Here is a 22879-nt window from a genome sequence, read left to right as displayed (position 1 = left end):
CGTGCCGCTCGTGAGCGTGAAGATGTTCGAGCACCGCCTGCAGCAGGACCCCGAGCTCGCGAGGCGCCTCGCCGTCGCGATCGACGCCCTCGTGGCCGAGCACTGCACGGGGCCCGACGGGCGGCGGCCCGACACCTGGGTGACCGTGGAGGGGGTGCCGCGCGAGCAGTGGACCTTCAACGGGGACACGCGCTGAGGCGGACCGCGTGGCGGCCGGCGCCGGCGCGGCGGGTGCGGCCTGGAGCGCCGGGGGCGACGGGTGCGGCCTGGAGCGCCGGCTGCGGCGATCCCGCACCCGGCACTCCGGGCTCTCGGTCTCCCGTTCTCCCCGATGGGACACGATTTCGCACTCATCGGTGCGCGGGATAGTGCAAAGCCTCTGCATGGGCCATGATGAAGTCATGCACCGCAGTCGCGGCGCGATCCGTTCTCTGTGAAGGAGTTCTCATGACTTCCCCCGAAACCAAACTGTTGCAGCGCGCCGGCGACGGCGTGCGCACCGCCCTCGGCGTCGGTGGTCTCATCGCAGTCGTGCTCGGCCTGCTCATCCTGTTCTTCCCCGCGAAGTCGGGTGCCGTGGCGATGCAGATCGTGGCCGCGGTCATGGCCGCGTACGCGCTCGTCGTCGGCGTCGTGTACATCGGATCCTCGATCTTCAGCCGCTCGCTCGGCGGGTGGGCCCGCATCGGGCACATTCTGCTCGGCCTGCTCTACGTGATCGGCGGCGTCGTGATGATGGTCAACCTCGGCGCCGCCGCCGCGGTGCTCGCGATCTTCCTCTCGGTGACCATCGGCGTGCTGTGGCTGTTCGAGGGCATCATGGCGTTCACCGTCGTGAAGCAGAGCGAGAACAAGGTGTGGACCGTCGTCTACGGCATCATCAGCGTGATCGCCGGCCTCAGCCTCATGTTCTCGCCGATGCTCGGCGTCGTCACGCTGTGGCTGCTGCTCGGCATCGCGATGGTCGTGATGGGCGCGGTGCAGGTGGTGCGCGCGTTCACGCTCAAGACGGCGGAGTAGCCGCTCGCCGGCGCGGCCGCCGCGCAGTCGGCGGACGCATCTGGCGCGGGGCCGGGTCCTTCGGGATCCGGCCCCGTTCGCGTGTGCGGTGCGGTTCGCGTGTGCGGTGCGGCGCGGTTCGCGGTGCGGTTCGCGTGCCCGTGCGCGGTGCGGTTCGCGGCGCCGTGCTGTGCTCGGTGAGTGCCCACCGCGATCCGGGTGCGCGGCGAGTGCCCCGCGCAGTGCTCCCGGGGCGATCCGCTAGCGCAGTGCTGCGAGCGACTCCGCGGTGATGGGCTCCTCGCCCGCCGCGAGCGAGATGTACTTGCGCAGCACCACGAGGGCGGCCGAGGCCTTGTCGAACTCCGCGGCCACGAAGCGGTCGGAGCCGATCAGCGCGAGCGCCTCCCGCGCCGGCATCACCGCGCCCTTGAGCTGGTCGCGGCGGTCGGCCGGCACGACCGAGCGCAGTTCGTCCATCGACGTGAAGAGCGGCAGCACGAGCTGACCCTTCGTGGAGCGGATCGTGCGCACGCGGTGCCCCTTCCGCTTCGACGGGGCCCCCGTCACGTCGACGACCAGGTACCCCTCGCGCAGCGATCCGAGGAACGCGGCGAGGTGCTCGTAGTCGGGGGTCTGCTGCAGAGCGCGGAGCGCCTCGCGCACCCCCGCGTTCGCGTAGTCGGCGTGCACATCGTCGGGGATCCGCGGGTGCTCGGGGTGCTCCGAGGCTCCGGGGTGCTCCGAGGTGCCGGGGGGCTCGGGAGTCGCGGGGGTCTCGAGTGCGTCGGGCGTGTGGGCGTTCTCGGGGCGTTCCGGCGTCGCGTGGGTCTCGGGGGTCTGCGGTGCGTCGTCTCGAGCCATGCCCTCTAGCCTACGGGGCGCTCGTGCTCGTGCTCTTGTCTCTCCCTCTCCCTCTCCCTCTCCCTCTCCCCTTCCCCCTGCCCTCACTCCCGCTCGTTCCACATAGGGTTCGCAAATCGCCCATTCGCGACCCGAATAAGGGCGATTTGCGAACAGTAGATCGATCGAGGTGCGCTCCGGGTATCGAGGTGCGCCCGGACCGGGCACGTTCGGGGCGCGGTGCGCTGCAGGCGGGGCGCTCGGCATGCGGCGCGCTGCAAGGCGCGCTGCGGGCGGGGCGCGGCCGGGACGGGGCACACGCGGGGAGGGGCGTGCCCGGGGTGAAGCGCGCTGCGGATGCGGGCAGCCGTGCGGGCGCCTGCCGCCCCTACTCTTCGCCGATGCCCCGCGCGGCCAGCGCCTCGCCGGTGGTCTGCGCGTGCGCCACCGTGCGCAGCACGAACGGCACGAGCAGCGCTCGCGGGTCGCGCTCGAGTCCCCGGGCGCGGGCGGCCTCGCGGGTCTCGCCGGCGATGCCGAGAATGCTCGGGATCGCGCGGATCACGAGCGAGAACGAGAGCGCCACGCGCTCGGGCTTGACGCCGAGGCCGCGCAACGGGCCGAGCGCCCAGGTGATCGTGTCGATCATGTCCTCGACGGCGGTGCTGGCGGTCACGGCGCTCGCCGCGAGGATCAGCGCGAAGAGGTCGCCGACCACCTCGAAGCCGCGCTCCCACCCCTGCTGCCAGACCTGGAAGGCGAAGAGCGGGATCGCCACCAGCGCGAAGCGCCGGGCCACCCGCCAGAGGTCGCGCCCGCGCAGACCGGCGAGGATCGCGAGGGCGATGGCGATCCCGAGCCACACCGCGGTGATGAGGGCGCCCGAGGTCCACACCACCACGATCGCGAAGCCGAACAGCCCGAGCAGCTTGGCGCCCGGGCGCAGCCGGTGCAGCGGTCCGCGTCCGGGGCGGTAGGAGCCGAGCGGTGAGACCGCGGTCACGACAGCGCCTCGCTCAGGGCCCGGTAGTGGGCTACGGCCTCGGCGGGCGCGCCGTCGAAGACCACGCGTCCCGCGTCGATGACCAGTGTGCGGTCGGCCCGCGCCGCCAGTTCGAGGTCGTGGGTGACGAGCACCACCTGCTGCGGCAGCGACAGCAGCAGATCGCCGATCATGCGGGCGTTGCGCAGGTCGAGCAGGGTGGTGGGCTCGTCGGCGACGAGGATCGCCGGGTCGGTCGCCAGCACCGACGCGATGGCGAGCATCTGCTTCTGGCCGCCCGAGAGGGTGTGCACGCTGCGCTCGGCGAGCGCCCCGAGGCCGAAGCGGTCGAGGGCCGCGAGCGCCGCCCGCCGGCGCTCCCGCTTGTCGCGGTGCGCGCGGCGCAGCGAGAGGGCCACGTCCTCGGCGGCGGTCGGCATGATGAGCTGCGCGTCGGGATTGGAGAAGACGAAGCCCACCTCGCGGCGCACCGCCGCGCCGTTCGCGACCGTGTCGAGGCGGCCCCGATCCGCGGTGATCGCGACGCTGCCGGAGGAGGGCTCGACCACGCCGTTGATGAGGCGGGCGAGCGTCGACTTGCCCGAGCCGTTGGCGCCGATGACCGAGATGCGGTGCTCCGCGAGCGCGAGCGATGCGGGGTGCAGGATCGTCGTGGCGCCCTCGGTCGCGGGCACGACGACGGCTGCGTGCTGGAACTCGATCACTCGGCGATCCTACGGGGTCGGTGGGACGGTGGGCGGGGATCCCGCGCCGGGAATCGCTCAGCCCTGGGGCCGGCGGGGGATCCGGCGGGGGAGCAGCGCGGGGAAGGCGCGGTGCACCGCGGCGGCGATGACGGCGGCGAGCAGGGCCTTGACGACGTCGCCCGGCACGAAGACGAGGTCGGCGAGCGTCGCCTGGCCGAGGGTCATGTCGGCGCGCCACACGAGGCCGAGGATGCCGAGCCCGTGGTTCACCACGACGCCGACGAGCGCGGCGAGGAAGATGAACAGGGTGCTCAGCGCGACGCCGCGCCGCGGGATCCGGCTCACGATGAAGCCGGTCGCGGCCGCCGCGAAGGGGAACGATACGAGATAGCCGACGGTGGGGCCGGCGAACGGCGCCAGTCCCGCGGAGCCGCCGGCGAAGACGGGCAGTCCGATCGCGCCGATCGCGAGGTACAGCAGCGCCGCGAGGAAGCCGCGACGTGCTCCGAGCACGGCGCCCGTCAGCAGGATCGCGAAGGTCTGCAGCGTGAACGGCACGGGGCCGGCGATCGTGATGGCGGGGATGATCGCGCAGACGGCGATGAACGCGGCGAAGGTGGCGATGAGGGCGAGATCGGTGGCGGGGTTGGTGCGCTTCGGTCGCGCGGCGGCGGGCGGGGTCGCCTCGGGGCCGGTCGCGGGGGTCTCGGCTGCGGGCGTGCTCGTGGGCTGGGCCGCCCGGTTCTCGTCGGCTGCGGTCTCTGGGTTCGACATGGGGTCTCCGGGATCTCTGCTCACAGGGGGACTCAGCACGCCCGGGTCCATCCGACCTGAACGGTGTTCAGCTGAATGGTGTTCAGGTTAGCCGGATGCCCCGGCTCGCGCAACTCCCGGTCCTCGCGGAAGCCCGGACCGCCGTTCGGCGTGCGCGGAAAGCTCGGGACGGATCGCGTCGGCGTTCCGCGCATTCCGCGCATTCCGCGGTGACGCCACCGCGCCGGCGCGATCCGCGGAATCCGCATGGCGAGGGACCCCGCGACTGCGCGCGCTTCGCTCTCTCCGCGCAGGACGACGGGAACTCGGTCCCACGCTCCCGCCTCTCTCAGTCGCGCCCGGTCGGTCGGGGAAAGGCGAAGTAGGCGTCGTGGTGCAGCCGGCACCCCGGGTTGAACGGGGCCGCGCAGACCGGGCAGCCGCTCGCGACGAGGTACTCCGCGATCCGGAGCTCGTGACCGCATGCGCCGCAGAGCACGGCCCTGCGTTCGAGATCCTCGGCGGCCCATCGCTCGATGGGATGCGCCGGGGACGTGTACTCCTCGTGGCAGTGCAGGCACGGGAAGTACTCGTCGCAGCACTTGAATCGCATGGCGATCACGTCTGTGGGCCCGTGGTAGTGGACGCACCTCGTCTCGTCGTCGATGACGCCCCCGAGTACGCGCATGATCCTCCTGACCCGACGACGACCGCACTCGCGTCCGTTCGCCTCCGGTCGTGTTCGCGCCGACCGCACGCGATCGTGGGCCCGCCGCCGCCACGTGAATGGTGTTCAGGTTACGGCTATGCTGAGGGAATGCGCAACACCCTCTCCGACGTGGTCGCCGCGGCGCTGCGGGTGCTCGATGCGCAGGGCCTGGAGGGGTGCTCGATGCGGCGGGTCGCCGCCGAACTGGACGTGCAGCCCAGCGCCCTCTACCATCACGTGCCCAACAAGCAGACGCTGCTGGCGCTCATGGCCGACGAGATCGTGCGCGGCGTGGGCGCGTCGGCGCACGACCCCCGCGCCTTCTGCGTCGAGCTGCGCGACGCGATGCTCGCGGTGCGCGACGGCGCCGACGTGGTGGCGACCGCGGCGGCCTTCCGGCTCGGGGCATCCCGGATCGAGGATCGCCTCGCCGAGCTCGCGGGCCCCGACGGCGCTCGCACGCTGCTGCTCTACACCTTCGGCCACGCGCAGTCGACGCAGACGCACGTGCAGGCGGCGGCGCTCGGCGCACTCCTGACCCCCGCCCGCCCGGCCGCGCCGGGGCAGCCGGGCGGGTCCGGCCCCGCTGCCGGAGCCGAGGCCGGCCCGGCGGCCGCCGGCGCGGCGGCCGACCCCTCGGCCGACCTCGACGCCTCGTTCGGCCGCGGTCTCGACATCATCCTCGCGGGGCTCGCGGCGGCCTAGCGGATGCGGGGCTCAGGCGGAGCACGCCAAGAGCAGGGATTCCTCGCTCAGGTCGTCGCGAGCAATCTCGGTCGCCGAAACTCCATCGATCATCACGACGACGCGATGGCAGAGCTTGACGAGCTGCTCATGGTCCCCTGAAACGACGATGACCGCTGCGCCTGCTTCGGCGCGCGAAACGATGCGGTCCATGAGCTCTCGACCTGCTGCGGGATCGACGCCCTGCGTGGGTTCGTGCAGCACGAATACTCGGGGCTCGAGCTGATCCCATTTCGCGAACATCACCTTCTGCTGATTGCCTCCGCTGAACGAGGCCATCGGTCGCTCGGGCGCGAGCGGATGCAGGCGCACGCCTCCGAGCAGCTCTGCCGCGTAGTCGGACTCCGCCGTGCGCCGCAGCAGGCCTCGCTTGAAGAAGCGCGGCAGCACCGGCAGCGTGAGGTTCTCGCGGGCGCTCCCGTCGACCCAGCAGCCGTCGCCCAGACGGTCGGCGGTGATCCGCCCGACTCCGGCCGAGACGGCATCGGCCGGATGATCGAACTGCACGACCTCGCCGTCGACCTCGATGCGACCCGAGTCGGGGGTGTGGTCGCCGGTCAGGAGGGCCGGCACCTCCTCGTGGCCCATGCCGAGCAGGCCGGTGATACCCACGATCTCGCCGGCCCGGACCGAGAGGGAGAGGCGCTCGACCGGGCCTCCGTGGAGCGCCTCGACGCGGAGGCGGACCTCAGAGGATTCGAGGGGTGGGGGATCGGGGAAGAAGGAGCCGATCCGCGCGCCCAGCATGTGCTGGACGACGGAGTTGTGGTCGAGCGCGTCGATCGGGCCCGAATGCGCGACGCTTCCGTTGCGGAGCACGGTCGTCCGGTCGCACACGGAGAACACCTCGGTGAGGCGGTGCCCGATGAAGATGACCCCCGCGCCGCTCGCGGCGATCCGACGCATGAGATCGAGGACGATCTCCGCCTCAGCGCGACCGAGGGTCGCGGTCGGTTCGTCGAGGATGAAGAGCCGTTCGTCCCCTTCTCGGTCGAGGACGTGGAGCGCACGCACGACCGCGAGCATCGCGATGTCCGCCGGGCTGAGCTCGGCGACCTTGGAGTGGAGCGGGATCTCGAGGCCCAGCTCGCGGAGCAGGGCGCGGTACGCGACTTCCTCGCGGAGGCCGCGTACCGGCGCGAGGAGCCGCGCACCGTAGCTCGTGCTGGCGCCGAGGTTCTCGAGTACCGTCATCTCGGGTACGAAACCCGTGTCCTGATGCACCACCGCGATGCCGTGTTCGGCGGCGTCCCTGACCGGGAGAGACATCCTCCGCCCGAAGACGTCGATACTCCCGGACACCGGCGCGTAGACGCCGGTCAAGCACTTGATCAGCGTGCTCTTCCCCGAGCCGTTGAGGCCCAGCAGCGCATGGATCTCCCCCCGTTCCACGCGCAGCTCGACGTCATCGAGCACGCGGACGCCGTCGAACGCCATCTCGAGGCCGCGGATCTCGAGCGCGGGAGCGCTCCCGCTCACTGCGCTCGCCTCCGGCGATCCGCGAGCTTCGCGGCTGTGACGGCGGCTACGAGCGCGAGGCCGTAGAACACGTTCGTCACCCAGGTCTGCGCACCGAGCACCTGCAGGCCGGTGATGCCCACGACGAGCAGATACACGGCGATGACGGTGCCCAGCGCGTTGAACCTGCCGAGCACGATCGCGGTGGTGCCGAGAAATGCGGCCGCCAGCGGCTGCAGCATGAACTGAGCGCCCACCCCCGGGTCCACCGCGCCGAACCATCCGAGGAAGACGAGACCGACAAGCGAGGCGAGGACGCCGGATGCGAGGTAGGCCCCCATGCGGATCCGGTCGACTCGGATGCCGGCCAGGCGTGCCGAGGCCGCGTTCCCGCCGATGAACAGCAGGTATCGTCCGAGCGGCGTCTTCTCGTAGACGTACCAGAGGACGGCGGCGAGCAGCCAGGCGAACCAGGTCGCCGCCGGGATCCCGAGGATCGGGGTGCGCACCACTTCGACGAGTGCGGGCGGGGCGCCGGAGACGATGCTCGATCCGGTGACGAAGTAGCAGAGGCCGGCGAGCGCGGAGTAGGAGCCGAGTGTGGTGACGAAGGAATCGACCCCCACCCTGACGACCAGCCACGCATTGAGGAGACCGACGACCGCGCCGAGCGAGAGCGCCGCGAGCATGCTCAGCAGCAGCGGCACCCCCGCTTTCGACAGCACGATGGTCACGGCGGCGCTCGCGACCATGGTCTGCGAGATCGACAGGTCGAAACCCCCGCTGCGGAGCACGACGGTCGCCACGAGTGCGAGGAGGAGGACGAGGGACTGCGAGTTCAGCATGCCGGCGATGAGCCCCCAGGAGCGGAACTCGGGGATCGCCGCGAAGCAGGCCAGGAAGAGGCCCGCGAGGATGAGCACGAGCACCCAGTTGGCGCCGGGACGGCTCGACCTCGATGACTCAGGGGCAGTGTTCGCTCTCGGTTCGGTTCGCTGGGATGCGTCTCGCGCGCCGTCCGGCGCGATGGTCTCGGCGTTCATCGTCTTCCTCACTCGTCGGTCGGACCGGCTACTCGGACCAGGCCTCGAGGAAGGCCGCCTGGAAATCGACGTACTCCGGCGACACGACGGCGATGCTTCCGTCGCCCACGTTCTCCCCGGTGACGAGACGGGTGGGGATCACATAGCCCGGGTGCTCGTCGCCGAGGATCGCGCGCGCGACCTCGTCGAAGGCGGCCCAGCCGATCCAGGAAGAGGGCGCCATGGCGAGCGTCCCCTGCTGATCCTGACCCGCGGCGATCAGCTGCAGGCTCTCGGTGATACCGTCGTGCGCGAACACGGTGATCGGCCGACCGGCGGTCGCGACGACCGGGGCGACGAGCGGGACGGCGCTGTCCCACACCGGGACCACGTAGTTCGTCTCCGGTGATGTCTGCAGCGCGGTCTGAAGCTGATTGCCGAGATCGTTCGCGATGTTGGCCGGATCGAGGTCGATGGTCTTCACCGCGCAATCGTCCGGGCAGAGTTCCTCGGTCGCCGACTCGAACCCCTTCGCGGCGAGATCCCAGACGTGCACCGGGCTCGACTGGACCACGACGGAGTTCGAGGTGCAGCCCGAGTCGTTCAGCACCCACTTCGCCATCAGCTCGCCGTCGGCGGTGTAATCGGCGGTGAGATTGCCGAACGTCCCCGGTGCCACGGGCTCGGACGGGTCGCCGTTCAGCGTGCTGAGCACCTGGACGCCGGCGGTCTCGGCCGCCTTCAGATCCTCCGCGACGACGCTCGGCTGGATCGCCATCAGAATGATGCCGTCGGCCCCCTGAGCAACCGCCTGGTTGATTCCCTCGCTGTAGCGGTTGGTCGAGTTCTGGCCGTCGAAGATGGTGATCTTCACGCCCGCCGCCTCACCGGCCTCCTCCACACCCGAGGCCATCTCGGTGGAGAACTGGTTGTGACTGTTCGTGATGTACCAGATGCTCTTGCCCGAGAGCGCTGTCAGATCCAGCGGCGCGGTCGGAGCCACGAGCTCGCTCGGAGCGAGGCCCTCCTCAACCGCATCCGCGGCTGCGGCGATGCAGTCGGCGCTGCCACCGGTGGCGGCCCCTCCCGCCGCCGTGGCATCGGTGCCGCTCGCGCAACCGGTCAGCGCCAGAACGACGGCGGCAGTACCCGCCCATGCGCTCACCCGGCGCCTCGGCTCGTGTTGACCCATCATTGTCTCCTCTTCCGACTTCTTCGTCCGGTGTCCGCGGCTCGTGTGCCGCAGACCCCGAGTAAACCGCGACGGGCGATCGAGCGGAACGCGTCGGCGGAAAAATCAGCCGAAGGGATGACCGGGATCTCATCCCTTCGGCTCTCCGAAGGACGGATGTGCTGCGGGCCGGATCGTCCCAGCATTGTCGAAGAGCCCGCAGCGCCGCGTCTCCGCGGTGTCGGCTCGCAGCACAGGCCGGTGCACACGACCGGCACATCACCAAACGGGAACGAGGACCATCCATGGCATACCGGGTTTCTGTGGACACGGGCGGAACATTCACCGACGTGGTCGTCGCAGACGATCACGGAGCCCTCCACATCGGGAAAGCGCTCACCACATATCTACGCGCCTACGAGGGCATCGAGCAGGCGCTCGGCCAGATCGCCGAGCGTCTGGGCTTGAGCGTCGGGGAGCTTCTGGCGCAGTCGTCCCACTTCGCGTACGGCACGACCCGGTCGACCAACGCGATCGTCGAGGGGAAGACGGCTCGAACGGCGTTCTTCACGACCGAGGGCTTCCCCGACACGCTCCTCCTCCGTGAGGGCGGACGACTGGGAGGGGCATTCTCGCCACGGGAGTTCACTCCGCCGTACGTGCCCCGCTACTTGACTCGCGAGATCGGTGGGCGCATCGACAGCGACGGCTCCGTCTTCGTGCCGCTCGACGAGAGGAGCGTCGTGGACGCGCTCTCGGCGGCTCGAGATCAGGGCGTCGAGTCGATCGGCGTGAGTCTCCTCTGGGCGACGGTGAACCCGGCTCACGAACTCCGCGTGGGTGAGCTCATCGAGGAGCACTCGCCCGAGGTGACCTATACGCTCAGCCATCAGCTCAATCCCATCGTCCGCGAGTACCGGAGAGCTTCGTCCACCGTCATCGACGCGTCGCTCAAACCGCTCATGCAGCGGTTCCTGAATGAACTGGCCGAGGACCTGGAAGACGCCGGATTCGAGGGGAAGCTGCTGCTCTCGACGAGCTTCGGCGGATCGTGGCCCCTGGCGCGCATGGTCGACCGGCCGATCTACAGCGTCGGCTCCGGGCCCTCGATGGCGCCGGTCGCGGCGCTCGAGGCGGGGCGGTCCACCCTCGAAGAGGCGGCCCCCGATCTCATCGTGTGCGACACGGGCGGCACGACGTTCGACGTCGGTCTGGTCAGCGGCGGTGACATCCACTACAGCGTCGACACCTGGCTCGGCGAGAAGTGGACCGGGCACATCACCGGTACCAAATCGGTCGACGTGAGATCCATCGGATCGGGTGGAGGATCGATCATCTCCGTGGACGAGGGAGGTCTGGTTCGGGTCGGCCCCGAGAGTGCGGGAGCCGATCCGGGCCCCGCATGCTACGGACGCGGGGGCACCCGGCCGACCATCACCGATGCAGCGCTGATCCTCGGATACTTCGACACCGAGGGCTTCATCGGCGGCAAGCTCGCACTCGATCTCGAAGCCGCACGACGTGCGATGCGCCCGATCGCAGATCGCCTGGGCATCTCCGTCGAGCAGGCCGCGAAGGGGGCGCTGGTGATCGCCACCCAGAACATCGTCTCGGCGATCCGCGAGATGACCATCTCGCAGGGCCTCGACCCCCGCGATCTCACCATCGTCGCCGGAGGCGGGGCGAGCGGCGTGAACGCGGTGCAGATCGCCCGAGAGCTCGGGGTGAATCGGATGATCCTCCCGCGCACGGCCGGCGCGCTGTCCGCCGCGGGGGCCTTGAACGCGGATGTCATCAGCGACTTCGCCGCCAGCCGCTTCACCCAGGCCACCGAATTCGACTTCTCCGGCGTACGCGAGGCTTTCGCCGAACTCGACGCTCAGGGAGCGGCCTTCATCGCGGAGACCGAGCCCCTCGAGCCGCTCGCCGTGCGCAAGCAGTACTCCGTCGACGCCCGGTATCCGGGTCAGGTCTGGGAACTCGAGGTGATCATCGACGGCGATCGCATCGACGACGCCGAAGCGCTCGAGCGACTCGAGGCGGCGTTCCACGCCGAGCATCGACGGGTCTTCCAGGTGAACGACCCGTCGCAGCGCCCGGAGTTCCTCGTCTGGAAGCAGCGTGTCACCGCGGTGCTCGATCGCCCGAAGGTGCCCGTGCTCGGGGAAGGCGCAGAGGAAGCGGTTCCCGTGCGGCACCGGCACGTGGGCTTCGCGCTCGAGGAGGTGGAGAACGCTCCGATCTATCGGGGCGAGGAACTCGCCGCGGGCGCAGCGGTAGCGGGCCCTGCCATCATCCTCGAGCCCACGACCACGCTGGTGCTCGATCCCGGCGCGGAACTCGTCGTCGCCGGCAGCGGCGACTACATCATCTCAGTTGGAGCGAATGCGACCGCGAGCGAACTCGTCGGCGCGAAGGAGGCAGCACGATGAGCACCGACCCGATCCTGATGGCGGTCATCTCGAACCGGCTCGACAGTATCGTCCGCGAGATGGAGAACACGCTCCTGCGGACAGGACGCAGCGGCGTGCTGAACATGGCGCGCGATTTCTCCTGCGCGATCACCACCGGCCAGAACGAACTGCTCTCCTCTGCCGAGGGCCTTCCCTGCCACATCTTCGGTGCGCACCTGATGACGGAGGCGATGACCGCTCTGCATCCGGACCTGGCCGACGGCGACGCGTTCCTCCACAACGACCCCTACCGGGGGAACTCGCACGCAGCGGATCACACGATCCTCGTCCCCGTCATGTTCGAGGGGGAGCACATGTTCACCGCGCTGGCGAAGGCGCACCAGGCGGATATCGGCAACTCGGAGCCGACGACCTATATGCCCTTCGCCAAGGACGTGTATCAGGAGGGCGCTCTGGTCTTCCCCTGCGTGCGTATCCAGCAGGATCGCGCCGATGTCGACGACATCATCCGCATGTGCCGTTCGCGCATTCGCGTCCCCGACCAGTGGTACGGCGACTATCTCGCGATGGTCGGCGCCGCGCGTGTGGCCGAGGCACGGCTGAAGGAGCTGTGCGAGCGCTACGGCCGTGACGTCGTGAAGGAGTTCATCCGCGACTGGCTCGACTACTCGGAGCAGCGCATGATCCAGGCGATCACCGAGCTTCCGAGCGGTTCGGCGGTCGGAGTCGGGCATCACGACCCGGTCGAAGGGATTCTGCCCGAGGGCATCGAGATCACCGTGAAGATCGACGTCGATGCGGCGCAGGGCAGGATCGCGATCGACCTCAGTGAGAACCTGGACTGCATTCCCGCCGGTGTCAACGAGTCGGAGGCGTGCACCGTCAGCAACGTCATGGCGGGAGTGTTCAACTCGCTGCGGCCCGGTGTTCCCGCGAACTCCGGCGCCTTCCGGCGGATCGACCTGACGCTGCGCGAGAACTGCATCGTCGGGCGGCCCCGATTCCCGCACTCGACGTCCGTCGCGACCACCAACGTCGGGGATCGACTGACGGTGACCACGCAGAAGGCCATCGCTGACGCCTGGACCGGATTCGGCGCCGCGGAGGGAGCCACCGGGCTCGGCCCGGGCTTCGCGGTGGTGTCCGGCACCGATCGGCGCATGAAGGGCGAGCCGTATGTGAACCAGGTCTTCCTCGGCTCGCAGGGCGGCCCCGCGCACCCCGATATCGACGGATGGGTCACGTACGGACTCGCCGTCGCAGCCGGTCTGATGTTCCGCGACAGCATCGAGCTCGCCGAGCTCAAGTACCCGTTCCGGGTCGGCGAGTTGCGCATCCGCACCGACTCGGAGGGCGCGGGACGGCGTCGCGGCGCCCCCGGCGCCACGGTGCGGTTCGGGCCGAAGTGGGATCCGATGGAGGCTGCGTACGTCACCGACTGCGTCGTCTTCCCCCCGCGCGGTACCCAGGGCGGCGGGGATGCCGCGGGAAGCGTCGCATTCATGCGCGACCAGGACGGCACCGATCGTCCGATCGCGCCGCTCGGGTCGCTCACGCTGCAACCCGGTGAGCAGATCGGCCAGCACTCCACGGGCGGCGGCGGGTACGGGTCGCCGCTGGAGCGGGAGCCGGAGCGGGTTCTCGCGGACGTACTCTCGGGCTTCGTGTCCATGGACCGGGCGCGTGCGGTCTACGGCGTCGCGTTCGACGGGGACGATGCACGTGCGGATCTGCAGGTCGATCAGGCTGAGACCACTCGGCTGCGGGCGCAACTCGCCGGGATCTGAACGGCGACGGGTTCCCCGGGGGGCGGGGGTCCCCGGGGAACTACTATGTGAGAGATGGAGCCGATGTTCAACGAAGAGGATCCGAGACTCGCGCGGTCGGTGCTCAATCAGCTCGGTACTCCGGTCGCGGTGTTCGAGTGGAACGCCGATGACATCGAGCCGCTGCGGTTGCGCGTGGGCAATCGCGGTTTCTCCGAGTTGTTCTCGCGACAGGGACCGTTGCGCGAGCGAGCCATCTCTCGGCTGTCCGAGGGGATGGTTCGAGTGCTCAGAGGGGTGGCGCCGGAGGGCGGCTCCCTGCACACCGTGGTGGTGCCCGACGAGACCGGGACGGGCTATCTCCGCATCATGCTGCAGTTCGTCGAGGGGGACGACGAAGCGTCGCAGCGCGTGATCGCCGAGTTCCAGCGGCTCAGCGATCTCGAGACCGACACGCAGGATCTCCGGTCCCGCGTGCGCCAGCTGCAGGACCTCGCGGACAACTCGACCGCCCTGATGTACGTGAAGAATCCCGCAGGCCAGTACACGATCGTCAACCACTACTTCGCGCAGCAGTTCGGCCGCACCCCCGACGAGATCCTCGGGAAGACGGACCACGATCTCTTCGACGCATCGAGTGCAGATGTGTATCAGGCCAATGACCGGCGCGTTCTCGAGAGCGAGCACGCCGAGGAAGTGGAGGAGCCCTTCTCGCAGATCGGAGGGGCCACGGATCCCGATGCCGACCGGCGCTGGCTCTCGATCAAGTTCCCTCTGCTGGACGACTCCGGCGTCCCCTACGCGCTCGGCGCGATCTCGACGGACATCACGGCCCGGAAGCGCGCGGAGACGGCGGCGCGGCAGGCCATGCACGAGGCCGAGCGAGCGAACCAGTCCAAGAGCGTCTTCCTCTCGCGGATGAGCCATGAACTGCGCACACCGCTGAACGCCGTGCTCGGTTTCGCGGATCTGCTGCGCGATCCGAACGCGGCTCCCGAGTACCGGGAATCGGTGGAGCACATCATCGAGGCGGGGAGGCATCTGCTCACACTGGTCAACGACGTGCTCGACATCAGCTGGATCGAGAGTGGCGCCCCCGGCATCGCGCACGAGGTCGTACCGGCCAGCTCGCCGATCCATCAGGCTCTGGAGATCGTTCGGCCTCTGGCGAAGGGGCAGCGGATCGAGATCGTGAGCGATCTGCACGGTGCCGTCGGCGTCGGCATCCGAGCAGATCCGCATCGTCTGCGGCAGGTCTTCTTCAACCTCCTCGGCAACGCGATCAAGTTCAACCGCCCGAACGGAGCGATTCATGTCGGAACGAAGGTGAGGGGCGGGATGCTCCGCTACCTCATCACTGATACGGGCGACGGTATCCCGCCCGAGGAGATCGACCGCCTGTTCTCGCCGTTCGACCGTCTCAGCAATGCCGACGGGATCGAGGGCTCGGGGCTCGGCCTGGCACTCAGCCGCGGTCTGGTCGAGGAGATGAGCGGCCGGATGGGTGTGCTGCACTCGGCACCGGGAGAAGGCACCACCTTCTACATCGATTTCCCCGTTGCCGAGGTGGATGAGGAGATCAGTCTCCTGTCCCCGGTCGAACCCTTCGATCCCGAGTCCGAGCGCATGCTCTCGAAAGCGACGGTGGTGCAGATCGAGGACACTCCGGTGAACCTGCGTCTGCTGCAGCGGGTGTTGGAACGAATGGGGGTGACCCGGCTGATGAATGCGGTATCCGGCGCGGACGGCATCGAACTCGTGCGCCAGGTCGTGCCCGACGTCGTGCTGCTCGACCTCAACTTGAAAGACATGTCGGGCGTGGACGTGCTCGCCCAGCTCCAGCAGGAGGAGGAGCTGAAGGGCATCCCGGTGGTGATACTCTCCGCGGACGCGACTCCGGCGCGCATCTCCGAGCTGCAGTCGCGCGGGGCCTTCGCCTACCTCACCAAGCCCTTCGACCCGGCGCTCCTCCGAAGCACGCTCCTGAACGCGGTGCAGGTCGGATCATGAGCCGGTATCGAGTCGTCATCGCCGACGATCATCCCGTGTACCGCGACGGTCTGGTGCGGGATTGGAAAGCGTCGGACTGGATCGAGGTCGTCGGCGCGAGCGGGGATGGGCGCCAGGTGCTGGAATTGATCCTGCGCGAACAGCCCGATGTGGCGGTGCTCGATCTGCGCCTCCCGAGCATGGACGGTCTCGCCGTGCTGAGCGAGTTGCGGGCTCGGGGATCCTGCACGAAGGTTCTGATCCTCACCGCCTACGTCGATAGCTCCACTGTGTTCCGAGCGTTCTCGCTGGGTGCCCGAGGCTTCATGGAGAAGGTCGCGTCTTTCGAGGAGATCGCCGATGCCGTGATCACGATCGCCGAGGGACGGACCGTGATGGCTTCCGTCGCTCAGGACATCATCGCCGACGAACTGCGAGAGCGGGAGCTCAGAGAAGCTCAGCCGTCGCTGACCGCCAGGGAGGTCGAGATCCTGCGCCTTGCTGCGGAAGGCAATTCGTCGCAGCAGATCGCCGCAGGCCTGCATATCTCGCTCGCCACGGTCAAGACGCACCTCCAGCACGTCTACGAGAAGCTCGGGGTCAGCGACCGGGCCGCGGCTGTGGCGCAGGCGCTCCGCAGCGGAATCCTCTCGTGAAGCCGTAGGAGCTTCATGCCGGTCTCCTCAGCCCGTGTCAACCGGTTCCCCCATCCCGGGCGGCGCGGGTAGTGTGGCGGCATGGGAGATGCAGTGGAGGAAGGCTTCTCGATCGGCGACGACGTGATCGCGGCGGGCGGCGCCCGCGGCACCGTCTGCGACATCGGTACCATGGCGAACGGGGCCACCGTGTACGGGGTCCAGGACCTGACCGGCGCGGTGCGCTACTACACCGCCGATGGGCTCAAGCGCTTCCTCTGATCGGACAGCACCGCCCGCGGGCGCCGAGGAGCACGCGCGGCGGCGGGCAGAGGTGTGCCCCCAGTCTCGCCATTGTGACTGGGGGCGGGTCGGCCGCTGAGAGGTAGATCGCGACCGATATCGAACATAGACGGGTGTCGTTTCAGCGCGGTTTCGGCTCGGTCACGGGACGCGTCGGGTTGCTCGAACGACCCGTTCCCGCCGAGGCCTCGTCGGGGCGGTCAGAACAGCGTGTTCTGATCCTCCATGCCGCGCATCGCGTCGTAGTCGAGCACGAGGCAGCGGATCCCGCGATCCTCGGCGAGCGTGCGCGCCTGCGGCTTGATCTCCTGCGCCGCGAAGATGCCGGTGACCGGGGCGAGCTTCGGGTCGCGGTTCATGAGCTCGAGGTAGCGGGTGAGCTGTTCGACGCCGTCGATGCCCCCGCGGCGCTTGATCTCGATCGCCACCGAGGCGCCCGAGGCGTCTCGGGCGAGGATGTCGACTGGGCCGATCGCCGTCATGTACTCGCGGCGCACGAGCGTGTGGCCGGGGCCCGCGAGCTCGATCTGATCGGCGAGCAGCTCCTGCAGGTGCGCCTCGACGCCGTCCTTGATGAGGCCGGGATCGACGCCCAGATCGTGCGAGGAGTCGTGGAAGATCTCGAACACCGACACCACGAGCTTGTCGGCGGTCTTCTTGTGGGTGACCTGCCAGGCCTCGACGATTCCCGCCGAGGTCTGATCCTCGTCGAGGTCGAGCGCGGCGAGCGTGCAGGGCGGGCTCATCCAGTTGAGCGGCTTGTACGAGCCGCCGTCGGAGTGCACGAGGATCGAGCCGTCGTTCTTGAGCATGAGCACGCGCTTCGCCCGCGGCAGGTGGGCGGAGAGGCGGCCCGCATAGTCCACGGAGCAGTCTGCAACAACGATTCGCACTCGCGGTAGTTTACCCGCTCACGCTCCGCGCGTCCCGCGCGAACCGCCCGCCTCGCCCGGCCTCCGCTCGCGCGCGGCGCTCGCCACCAGTCCGCCGAGCAGCGCGATGGCCGCGAGCACCCAGAACGCCGACAGCAGGCCGATGTGCTCGCCGAGGAAGCCGAACGCCATGGGGCCGAGCAGCATCGCCGTGTAGGCGATGGCCGAGACCGCGGCGACGTCGCGCACCGCCGTCTCGGGGTTGTCGGCCGCCGCCGAGATGCCGACGGGGAAGCCGAGCGCGCAGCCGACGCCCCAGCAGATCGTGCCGACCACGATGGCCCAGGTGTGGGGCACGAGGATCACCGTGACGACGCCGACCGCGCAGAGGATCGCACCCCCGCGCAGCACGGCGACCCGCCCGAAGCGATGCAGGATCGGGGAGCCGGCGACGCGGGTGACGGTCATCGAGACGAAGAAGACGCCGAGGATCAGTGCGCCGAGCTCGTTGGAGAGACCGCGGCCGTCGACGAGTGCGAGCGGCAGCCAGTCGGCGGCAGTGCCCTCGGCGAGGGCCATGCTCATCGCGATGAATCCGACGAGCAGGATGCGGGGGTCGGTCCACGGGTTGCGGGCGCGCACCGGCTGCCGTGCGGCGCCGCCCGCGCGCGCGTCGTCGGCCGGGACGATGGAGATGGGGCCGGTCTTGGCGGCCGGGACGGTCGGGGCGGCGGATCGGGCGGTCGCGACGCGGTCGCCCGCGGGGATCCATCGCAGCACCGCCAGCGAGATGCCGATGATCAGCAGGAAGACGCCGATGAGGTGCGCGGGGACCGGGATCCGGAGGGCCTCGGCGGCGGCGCCGAGGCCCATGGCGCTCACACTGCCGAGGCTGAAGCCCGCGTGCAGCAGCGGCAGCCGGGGCCGTCCCAGCGCGCGCTCGGCCGATGCGCCGCTGATGTTCATGGCGACATCGGAGTTGCTGAAGGCGAAGCCGTAGCCGAAGAGCAGCGCCAGGCCGAGCGGCAGCTGCCCGAGCCACAGCACGAGCACCGCGGCCGGCATGAAGAGGGCCTGCGCGGCGATCCCGAGCTGCAGCGTGCGCCGCGGACCGAGCCGGGAGATGACCCGCCCGGCGAGCAGCAGGCCCGTCACCGATCCCATGGCCAGGCAGAAGCCGTAGATGCTCATCTGCAGCGTCGTCGCCCCGAGGTGGTCGCGCACCGCCGGAAGCCGCGAGAGCCAGCTGCCGAAGCCGAGACCGAGCATGCCGAAGATGATGACGAGCGCGCTCACCCAGCGGGTGATCGCCCGGACATCCGAGGCGTGGTGATCGGTCACGGTGCTCCTGCTGCGGTCGGGGTCGTGAGAAGGCCGACGATCCAGCGTAGCGCTGAAGCGGGCCGTGCCGCCCGGGCTCACATGAAGCGGCTGGGCGAGCGGTCGAACTGGAGGGCGCGGATCCCGAGCGTCACCGCCCGCGCGAGCATGAACACGATCGTGAAACCCGCGGTGAGCGCGATGAGGGCCGCCGTGCCGCGCGGCACCAGCGCCGTGAGCGCCCAGAGCGCCGGCAGGTAGACCGCCAGGTTCACGATGCTCGTCCAGGCCAGGTAGCGGGCGTCGCCGGCGCCCATGAGTGCGCCGTCGAGCACGAAGACGAGGCCGCCGAGCGGCAGCGAGATCCCGAGCACCAGCACGGCCGGCGGCAGGATCGCGAGGACCTGCGCATCGCTCGTGAAGACGCGCCCGATCACGGGGCTCGTCGCGGCGAGGAGAATCCCGAAGCCGATCCCGCAGGCCACGCCCCAGAAGACGGTGCGCCGCACGATGAGCCTGGCCCGCTGCTCGTCGCGCCGCCCGAGCGCGTCGCCCACGAGGGCCTGGGCGGCGATCGCGAGCGCGTCGAGCGCGAAGGCAGCGGTCGAGAAGACGGTGAAGACGACCTGGTAGCCGGCGGTGGCCGCGGTGCCGTGACTCGTGGCCGCGAACACGGTCGCGAGCAGCGCTGCCCGCAGCCCGATCGTGCGGATGAAGAGCCACCCGCCGCTGCGACCCGCGTGCGCGAGCCCGTCCCGCTGGGGGAGGAGCCCGGACCCGGCCCGCCGCGCGTGCCGCACCACCACGACGAGATAGACGGCCACCATGCCCCACTGGGCCAGCACCGTGCCCCACGCGCTGCCCGCGATCCCGAACCCGAGCCCGTAGATGAACCACCAGTTCAGCAGGGCGTTCGCGGTGAAGCCGATCGCGGCCACGGCGAGCGGGGTGCGCGTGTCCTGCAGGCCGCGCAGCAGGCCGCTCGCGGCGAACACCACGAGCATCGCCGGGATCCCGAGGCACGACACCGTGAGATAGACGAGCGCCTGCTCGGAGGTCTCCGGCGCGGCCCCGAATGCGGCGACCAGCGGCCCGCTCGCCGCCCACAGCAGCGCGCCGACGGCGATCCCGATCCCGAGCGCCAGCCACAGCCCGTCGACTCCCACCTGCACGGCGCCGCGCAGGTCGCCGGCTCCGCGGCGGCGCGCGACGAGCGGCGTGGTGGAGTAGGCGAGGAATATCATGAGGCCGACGGCGGTCTGCAGGATCGCGGCGGCCACGGCGAGGCCCGCCAGCGGCGCCGCGCCGAGGTGCCCCACGAGTGCGGAGTCGACCACGAGGAACAGCGGCTCGGCGATGAGCGCGCCGAGCGCCGGGAACGCGAGGTTCGCGATGCTGCGATCGACGCGCTTGCGCGCTGCGGGGTCGTGGGCCCGGACGGGTGCTGGGGGCATGTGCTCCACGGTAGTGCGAACCGCGGACGTCGGCGGCTCGGCGAGGGGAAGCGCCCCGCTCGCAGCCTTCCCGGCGCCCGCCGCCGCTAGGCTGGTGCGCATGAGCAATGCCGCGCCCGTCTCAGGTATCGACCTCGCCGAACTCGATCCCGCGGTCCGTCCGCAGGACGACCTCTTCCGGCACGTCAACGGCAGGTGGATCGAGCGCACCGAGATCCCCTCCGACAAGGCGCGCTACGGGTCGTTCGCGGTGCTGGCCGAGAACGCCGAGGAGGCGGTGCGCGACATCATCACGGGCACCGCGGCGCCCGCGGAGGGGCTGATCGAGGGCGGCGCCGACGCCGAGGCCGACAAGGTGGCCGCGCTCTACGCGAGCTTCATGGACGTGGAGCGCGTCGACGAGCTCGGCGCCGCGCCCATCGCCGGTGACATCGAGCGCGCGCTCGCCGTCGCATCGGTGCCCGAGCTCGTAGCGCTCGTGGGCGAGCTCGAGCGGCAGGGCCTCGGCGGTTTCACCGGCATGTTCGTCGACAACGATCCGGGAGATCCCGCGCGCTACATCGTGTTCGTGATGCAGGGCGGCATCGGGCTGCCCGACGAGTCCTACTACCGCGAGGAGCAGTTCGCGTCGATCCGCGAGCAGTACCGGGCCCACATCGCGCGCATGCTGGGCCTCGCGGGCGTGGCCGACGCCGAGCGGCTCGCGGGGCTCGCCTACGAGCTCGAGCGCCGCATCGCCGCATCGCACTGGGACAAGGTCGCGAGTCGCGACATCCAGAAGCTGTACAACCTGCGCACCTTCGAGGGGCTGCGCGAGATCATGCCGCAGCTCGACTGGCCCGCCTACCTCGCCGCGATGGGCGCCCCCGAGGCGGCCTTCGCCGAGGTCGTCGCCGCGCAGCCCGAGGCGCTCGCCGGGCTCGCCGAGCTGCTGGTCGACGAGGAGCTGGAGGCCTGGCGCGCCTGGCTCGTGTGGGCGATCGTGCGCTCCTCGGCGGCGCTGCTCTCGCAGGAGATCTCGCGCGCCAACTTCGACTTCTACGGCACCGCGCTCACGGGCGCGCCCGAGCAGCGGGACCGCTGGCGCCGCGGCGTCTCCTTCGTGGAGGGGGCGATGGGCGAGGCCGTGGGCCGGCTCTACGTGGAGCGCCACTTCGACGAGACCGCGAAGTCGGCCATGGACGAGCTGGTGGGGCACCTCATCGAGGCCTACCGCGAGTCGATCCAGCAGCTCGCGTGGATGAGCCCCGAGACGCGCGCCCGCGCCCTCGAGAAGCTCGATCGCTTCACGCCGAAGATCGGCTACCCGGTGAAGTGGCGCGACTACTCGGCGCTGGCCGTCGACTCGGGGGACCTCGTCGGCAACTCGCGCCGCGTGGCCGACTTCGAGTTCCATCGCGAGCTGAACAAGGTGGGCCGGCCCATCGACCGGGACGAGTGGTTCATGACCCCCCAGACGGTCAACGCCTACTACAACCCCGGATTCAACGAGATCGTGTTCCCCGCCGCGATCCTGCAGCCGCCCTTCTTCGACGCGTCGTGGGACGCCGCCACGAACTTCGGCGCCATCGGTGCGGTGATCGGACACGAGATCGGGCACGGTTTCGACGACCAGGGATCCCGCTACGACGGCGACGGCAAGCTCACCGACTGGTGGACCGAGGCGGATCGCGAGGCGTTCGAGGCGCTGACCGGCGCGCTCATCGGGCAGTACAACGCGCTCTCGCCCGAGGGGGCCGACGGCCATACGGTCAACGGGGAGCTGACGATCGGCGAGAACATCGGCGACCTCTCGGGGCTCGAGATCGCGTGGAAGGCGTACCTGCGCTCGCTGGGCGGCGAGGCCCCTCCGGTGGTCGACGGTCTGACGGGCGCGGAGCGCTTCTTCCTGGCGTGGGCTCAGGCCTGGCAGCAGAAGTCCCGCCCCGAGGAGACGGTGCGCCTGCTGACGATCGACCCGCACTCGCCCAACGAGTTCCGCTGCAATCAGATCGTGCGCAACCTCGCACCGTTCCACGAGGCCTACGGAACCCGGCCCGGCGACGGGCTGTGGCTCGACCCGGCGGAGCGCGTCAGCATCTGGTAGCCCCCGCTCGCGCTCACTCCCGCGACGCGTCGTCGCGATCCCGCACCTGCTGCTGCAGGTTGGCGTGCGCGCGGGCGATGTCGTAGCCGAACTTCGAGATCTCCCAGATGTTGAACACCTCGATGTCCTCGCACCCGGGCAGCTGCGCGAGGAACTCCTCGCGGTAGGGGCCGAGGTCCGCGCTGTCGGCGAGGACCACGTCGAAGAGCAGGTCGTACTGGCCCGAGCTCGTCATGCCCACCCACCCGACCTCCGGTCGCGCGGAGAGGATGTCGGAGACCTCGCGCGCGTTCCCGGGCGCGAGCCGCAGCCCGATCGTCGCCTGGTAGAGGCCCTCGAGCAGCTTGGTCGTCGGGATGGCGATCACCTTGAGGTACCCCTCGTCGAGCAGCTGCCTGGCCCGCAGCCGGATGGTGCCCGGGGAGACGTCGAAGTCGCGGGCGAGCTCCCGGTAGCCGCGTCTGCCGTCCTCCTGCAGCGCGGCGACGATCTGCCAGTCGAGTGCGTCCATCCGGGGCTCCCTCCGCCGGTATCCGGCCGTCGTGCGCAGGCCTCGGATGCGCTGATCATCGATCCGGTAGGGCCTGCCGTTAATAATCAAACTTATCAAGAACTTCCCAAAATCTGCACAAAGTGATGAAATTGAAGCGGT

The 22879-nt window shown here is 70.0% G+C and carries 21 protein-coding genes; 9 read left to right on the top strand and 12 right to left on the bottom strand.

The genetic code is table 11. The features are described 5' to 3' along the window. The first annotated feature begins 1 nt into the window (after position 1). Both ACWKZU_RS12700 and ACWKZU_RS12695 read left to right on the top strand, forming a co-directional pair. A complete protein-coding gene (locus tag ACWKZU_RS12700; protein WP_449282694.1) occupies positions 2-196 on the top strand; it encodes a tautomerase family protein in 195 nt (64 codons plus the stop codon). Between the two features lie 251 nt (positions 197-447). After that, positions 448-1020 carry an HdeD family acid-resistance protein gene (locus ACWKZU_RS12695; RefSeq protein ID WP_449282693.1) on the top strand — a complete coding sequence of 191 codons (573 nt, stop codon included), beginning with the start codon at positions 448-450 and terminating at the stop codon, positions 1018-1020. 240 nt (positions 1021-1260) lie between these two features. Here the strand turns inward: ACWKZU_RS12695 and ACWKZU_RS12690 are convergent, their stop codons facing one another. From ACWKZU_RS12690 to ACWKZU_RS12670, 5 genes are all read right to left on the bottom strand, one after another. After that, on the bottom strand, positions 1261-1863 hold the full coding sequence (locus tag ACWKZU_RS12690; RefSeq protein WP_449282692.1) for an SseB family protein: 603 nt from the start codon (positions 1861-1863) through the stop codon (positions 1261-1263). Between the two features lie 367 nt (positions 1864-2230). Beyond that, positions 2231-2845: an energy-coupling factor transporter transmembrane component T family protein gene (locus ACWKZU_RS12685; protein ID WP_449282691.1), complete on the bottom strand. Its 615-nt coding sequence runs from the start codon at positions 2843-2845 to the stop codon at positions 2231-2233. Beyond that, complete coding sequence (locus ACWKZU_RS12680) at positions 2842-3549, bottom strand: energy-coupling factor ABC transporter ATP-binding protein (protein ID WP_449282690.1); 708 nt, start codon at positions 3547-3549, stop codon at positions 2842-2844. The genes ACWKZU_RS12685 and ACWKZU_RS12680 overlap by 4 nt, the downstream gene beginning before the upstream one ends. A gap of 57 nt (positions 3550-3606) precedes the next feature. Continuing rightward, complete coding sequence (locus ACWKZU_RS12675) at positions 3607-4305, bottom strand: biotin transporter BioY (RefSeq protein ID WP_449282689.1); 699 nt, start codon at positions 4303-4305, stop codon at positions 3607-3609. A gap of 328 nt (positions 4306-4633) precedes the next feature. After that, a complete protein-coding gene (locus ACWKZU_RS12670; RefSeq protein WP_449282688.1) occupies positions 4634-4972 on the bottom strand; it encodes a CHY zinc finger protein in 339 nt (112 codons plus the stop codon). Positions 4973-5101: 129 nt separating this feature from the next. Between ACWKZU_RS12670 and ACWKZU_RS12665 the strand changes: the two genes are divergently transcribed. Beyond that, complete coding sequence (locus ACWKZU_RS12665; RefSeq protein WP_449282687.1) at positions 5102-5698, top strand: TetR family transcriptional regulator; 597 nt, start codon at positions 5102-5104, stop codon at positions 5696-5698. A 12-nt stretch (positions 5699-5710) separates the two neighbouring features. On the opposite strand, the gene ACWKZU_RS12660 is transcribed toward ACWKZU_RS12665, so the two are convergent. The 3 genes from ACWKZU_RS12660 to ACWKZU_RS12650 are packed head-to-tail and all read right to left on the bottom strand — an operon-like array spanning position 5711 to position 9409. Further along, complete coding sequence (locus tag ACWKZU_RS12660; protein ID WP_449282686.1) at positions 5711-7216, bottom strand: sugar ABC transporter ATP-binding protein; 1506 nt, start codon at positions 7214-7216, stop codon at positions 5711-5713. Further along, on the bottom strand, positions 7213-8238 hold the full coding sequence (locus ACWKZU_RS12655) for an ABC transporter permease (protein ID WP_449282685.1): 1026 nt from the start codon (positions 8236-8238) through the stop codon (positions 7213-7215). The genes ACWKZU_RS12660 and ACWKZU_RS12655 overlap by 4 nt, the downstream gene beginning before the upstream one ends. Before the next feature lie 28 nt (positions 8239-8266). Continuing rightward, positions 8267-9409 (bottom strand): sugar ABC transporter substrate-binding protein, encoded by a 1143-nt coding sequence (locus ACWKZU_RS12650; RefSeq protein WP_449282684.1) that lies wholly within the window; start codon positions 9407-9409, stop codon positions 8267-8269. Between the two features lie 284 nt (positions 9410-9693). Here ACWKZU_RS12650 and ACWKZU_RS12645 point away from each other — a divergent pair, with 284 nt between their 5' ends. The 5 genes from ACWKZU_RS12645 to ACWKZU_RS12625 all read left to right on the top strand — a co-directional run bounded on the left by ACWKZU_RS12645 (position 9694) and on the right by ACWKZU_RS12625 (position 16474). Beyond that, positions 9694-11820 (top strand): hydantoinase/oxoprolinase family protein, encoded by a 2127-nt coding sequence (locus tag ACWKZU_RS12645; RefSeq protein ID WP_449282683.1) that lies wholly within the window; start codon positions 9694-9696, stop codon positions 11818-11820. Next, on the top strand, positions 11817-13589 hold the full coding sequence (locus ACWKZU_RS12640) for a hydantoinase B/oxoprolinase family protein (protein WP_449282682.1): 1773 nt from the start codon (positions 11817-11819) through the stop codon (positions 13587-13589). Before ACWKZU_RS12645 ends, ACWKZU_RS12640 begins: the two co-directional genes overlap by 4 nt. 54 nt (positions 13590-13643) lie before the next feature. Further along, positions 13644-15578, top strand: a complete 1935-nt coding sequence (locus tag ACWKZU_RS12635) for a hybrid sensor histidine kinase/response regulator (protein ID WP_449282681.1) — start codon at positions 13644-13646, stop codon at positions 15576-15578. Continuing rightward, positions 15575-16213, top strand: a complete 639-nt coding sequence (locus ACWKZU_RS12630; RefSeq protein ID WP_449282680.1) for a response regulator — start codon at positions 15575-15577, stop codon at positions 16211-16213. Before ACWKZU_RS12635 ends, ACWKZU_RS12630 begins: the two co-directional genes overlap by 4 nt. 81 nt (positions 16214-16294) lie before the next feature. Then, complete coding sequence (locus tag ACWKZU_RS12625; RefSeq protein WP_449282679.1) at positions 16295-16474, top strand: hypothetical protein; 180 nt, start codon at positions 16295-16297, stop codon at positions 16472-16474. A 221-nt stretch (positions 16475-16695) separates the two neighbouring features. Here ACWKZU_RS12625 and nucS read toward each other — a convergent pair whose 3' ends face one another. The 3 genes from nucS to ACWKZU_RS12610 all read right to left on the bottom strand — a co-directional run bounded on the left by nucS (position 16696) and on the right by ACWKZU_RS12610 (position 20141). Next, entirely contained in the window at positions 16696-17388 is a 693-nt protein-coding gene (nucS, locus tag ACWKZU_RS12620; RefSeq protein ID WP_449282678.1) for an endonuclease NucS, read from the bottom strand. 18 nt (positions 17389-17406) lie between these two features. After that, entirely contained in the window at positions 17407-18708 is a 1302-nt protein-coding gene (locus ACWKZU_RS12615; RefSeq protein ID WP_449282677.1) for an MFS transporter, read from the bottom strand. A 77-nt stretch (positions 18709-18785) separates the two neighbouring features. Continuing rightward, a complete protein-coding gene (locus ACWKZU_RS12610; RefSeq protein WP_449282676.1) occupies positions 18786-20141 on the bottom strand; it encodes an MATE family efflux transporter in 1356 nt (451 codons plus the stop codon). A gap of 100 nt (positions 20142-20241) precedes the next feature. Here ACWKZU_RS12610 and ACWKZU_RS12605 point away from each other — a divergent pair, with 100 nt between their 5' ends. Then, positions 20242-22227, top strand: a complete 1986-nt coding sequence (locus tag ACWKZU_RS12605; protein ID WP_449282675.1) for a M13 family metallopeptidase — start codon at positions 20242-20244, stop codon at positions 22225-22227. 13 nt (positions 22228-22240) lie between these two features. Here ACWKZU_RS12605 and ACWKZU_RS12600 read toward each other — a convergent pair whose 3' ends face one another. Next, entirely contained in the window at positions 22241-22738 is a 498-nt protein-coding gene (locus ACWKZU_RS12600) for an Lrp/AsnC family transcriptional regulator (RefSeq protein WP_449282674.1), read from the bottom strand. Positions 22739-22879 lie beyond the last annotated feature (141 nt).

This window comes from Leucobacter sp., from assembly GCF_053528595.1.
This window is presented reverse-complemented; position numbering and strand designations above follow the sequence as displayed.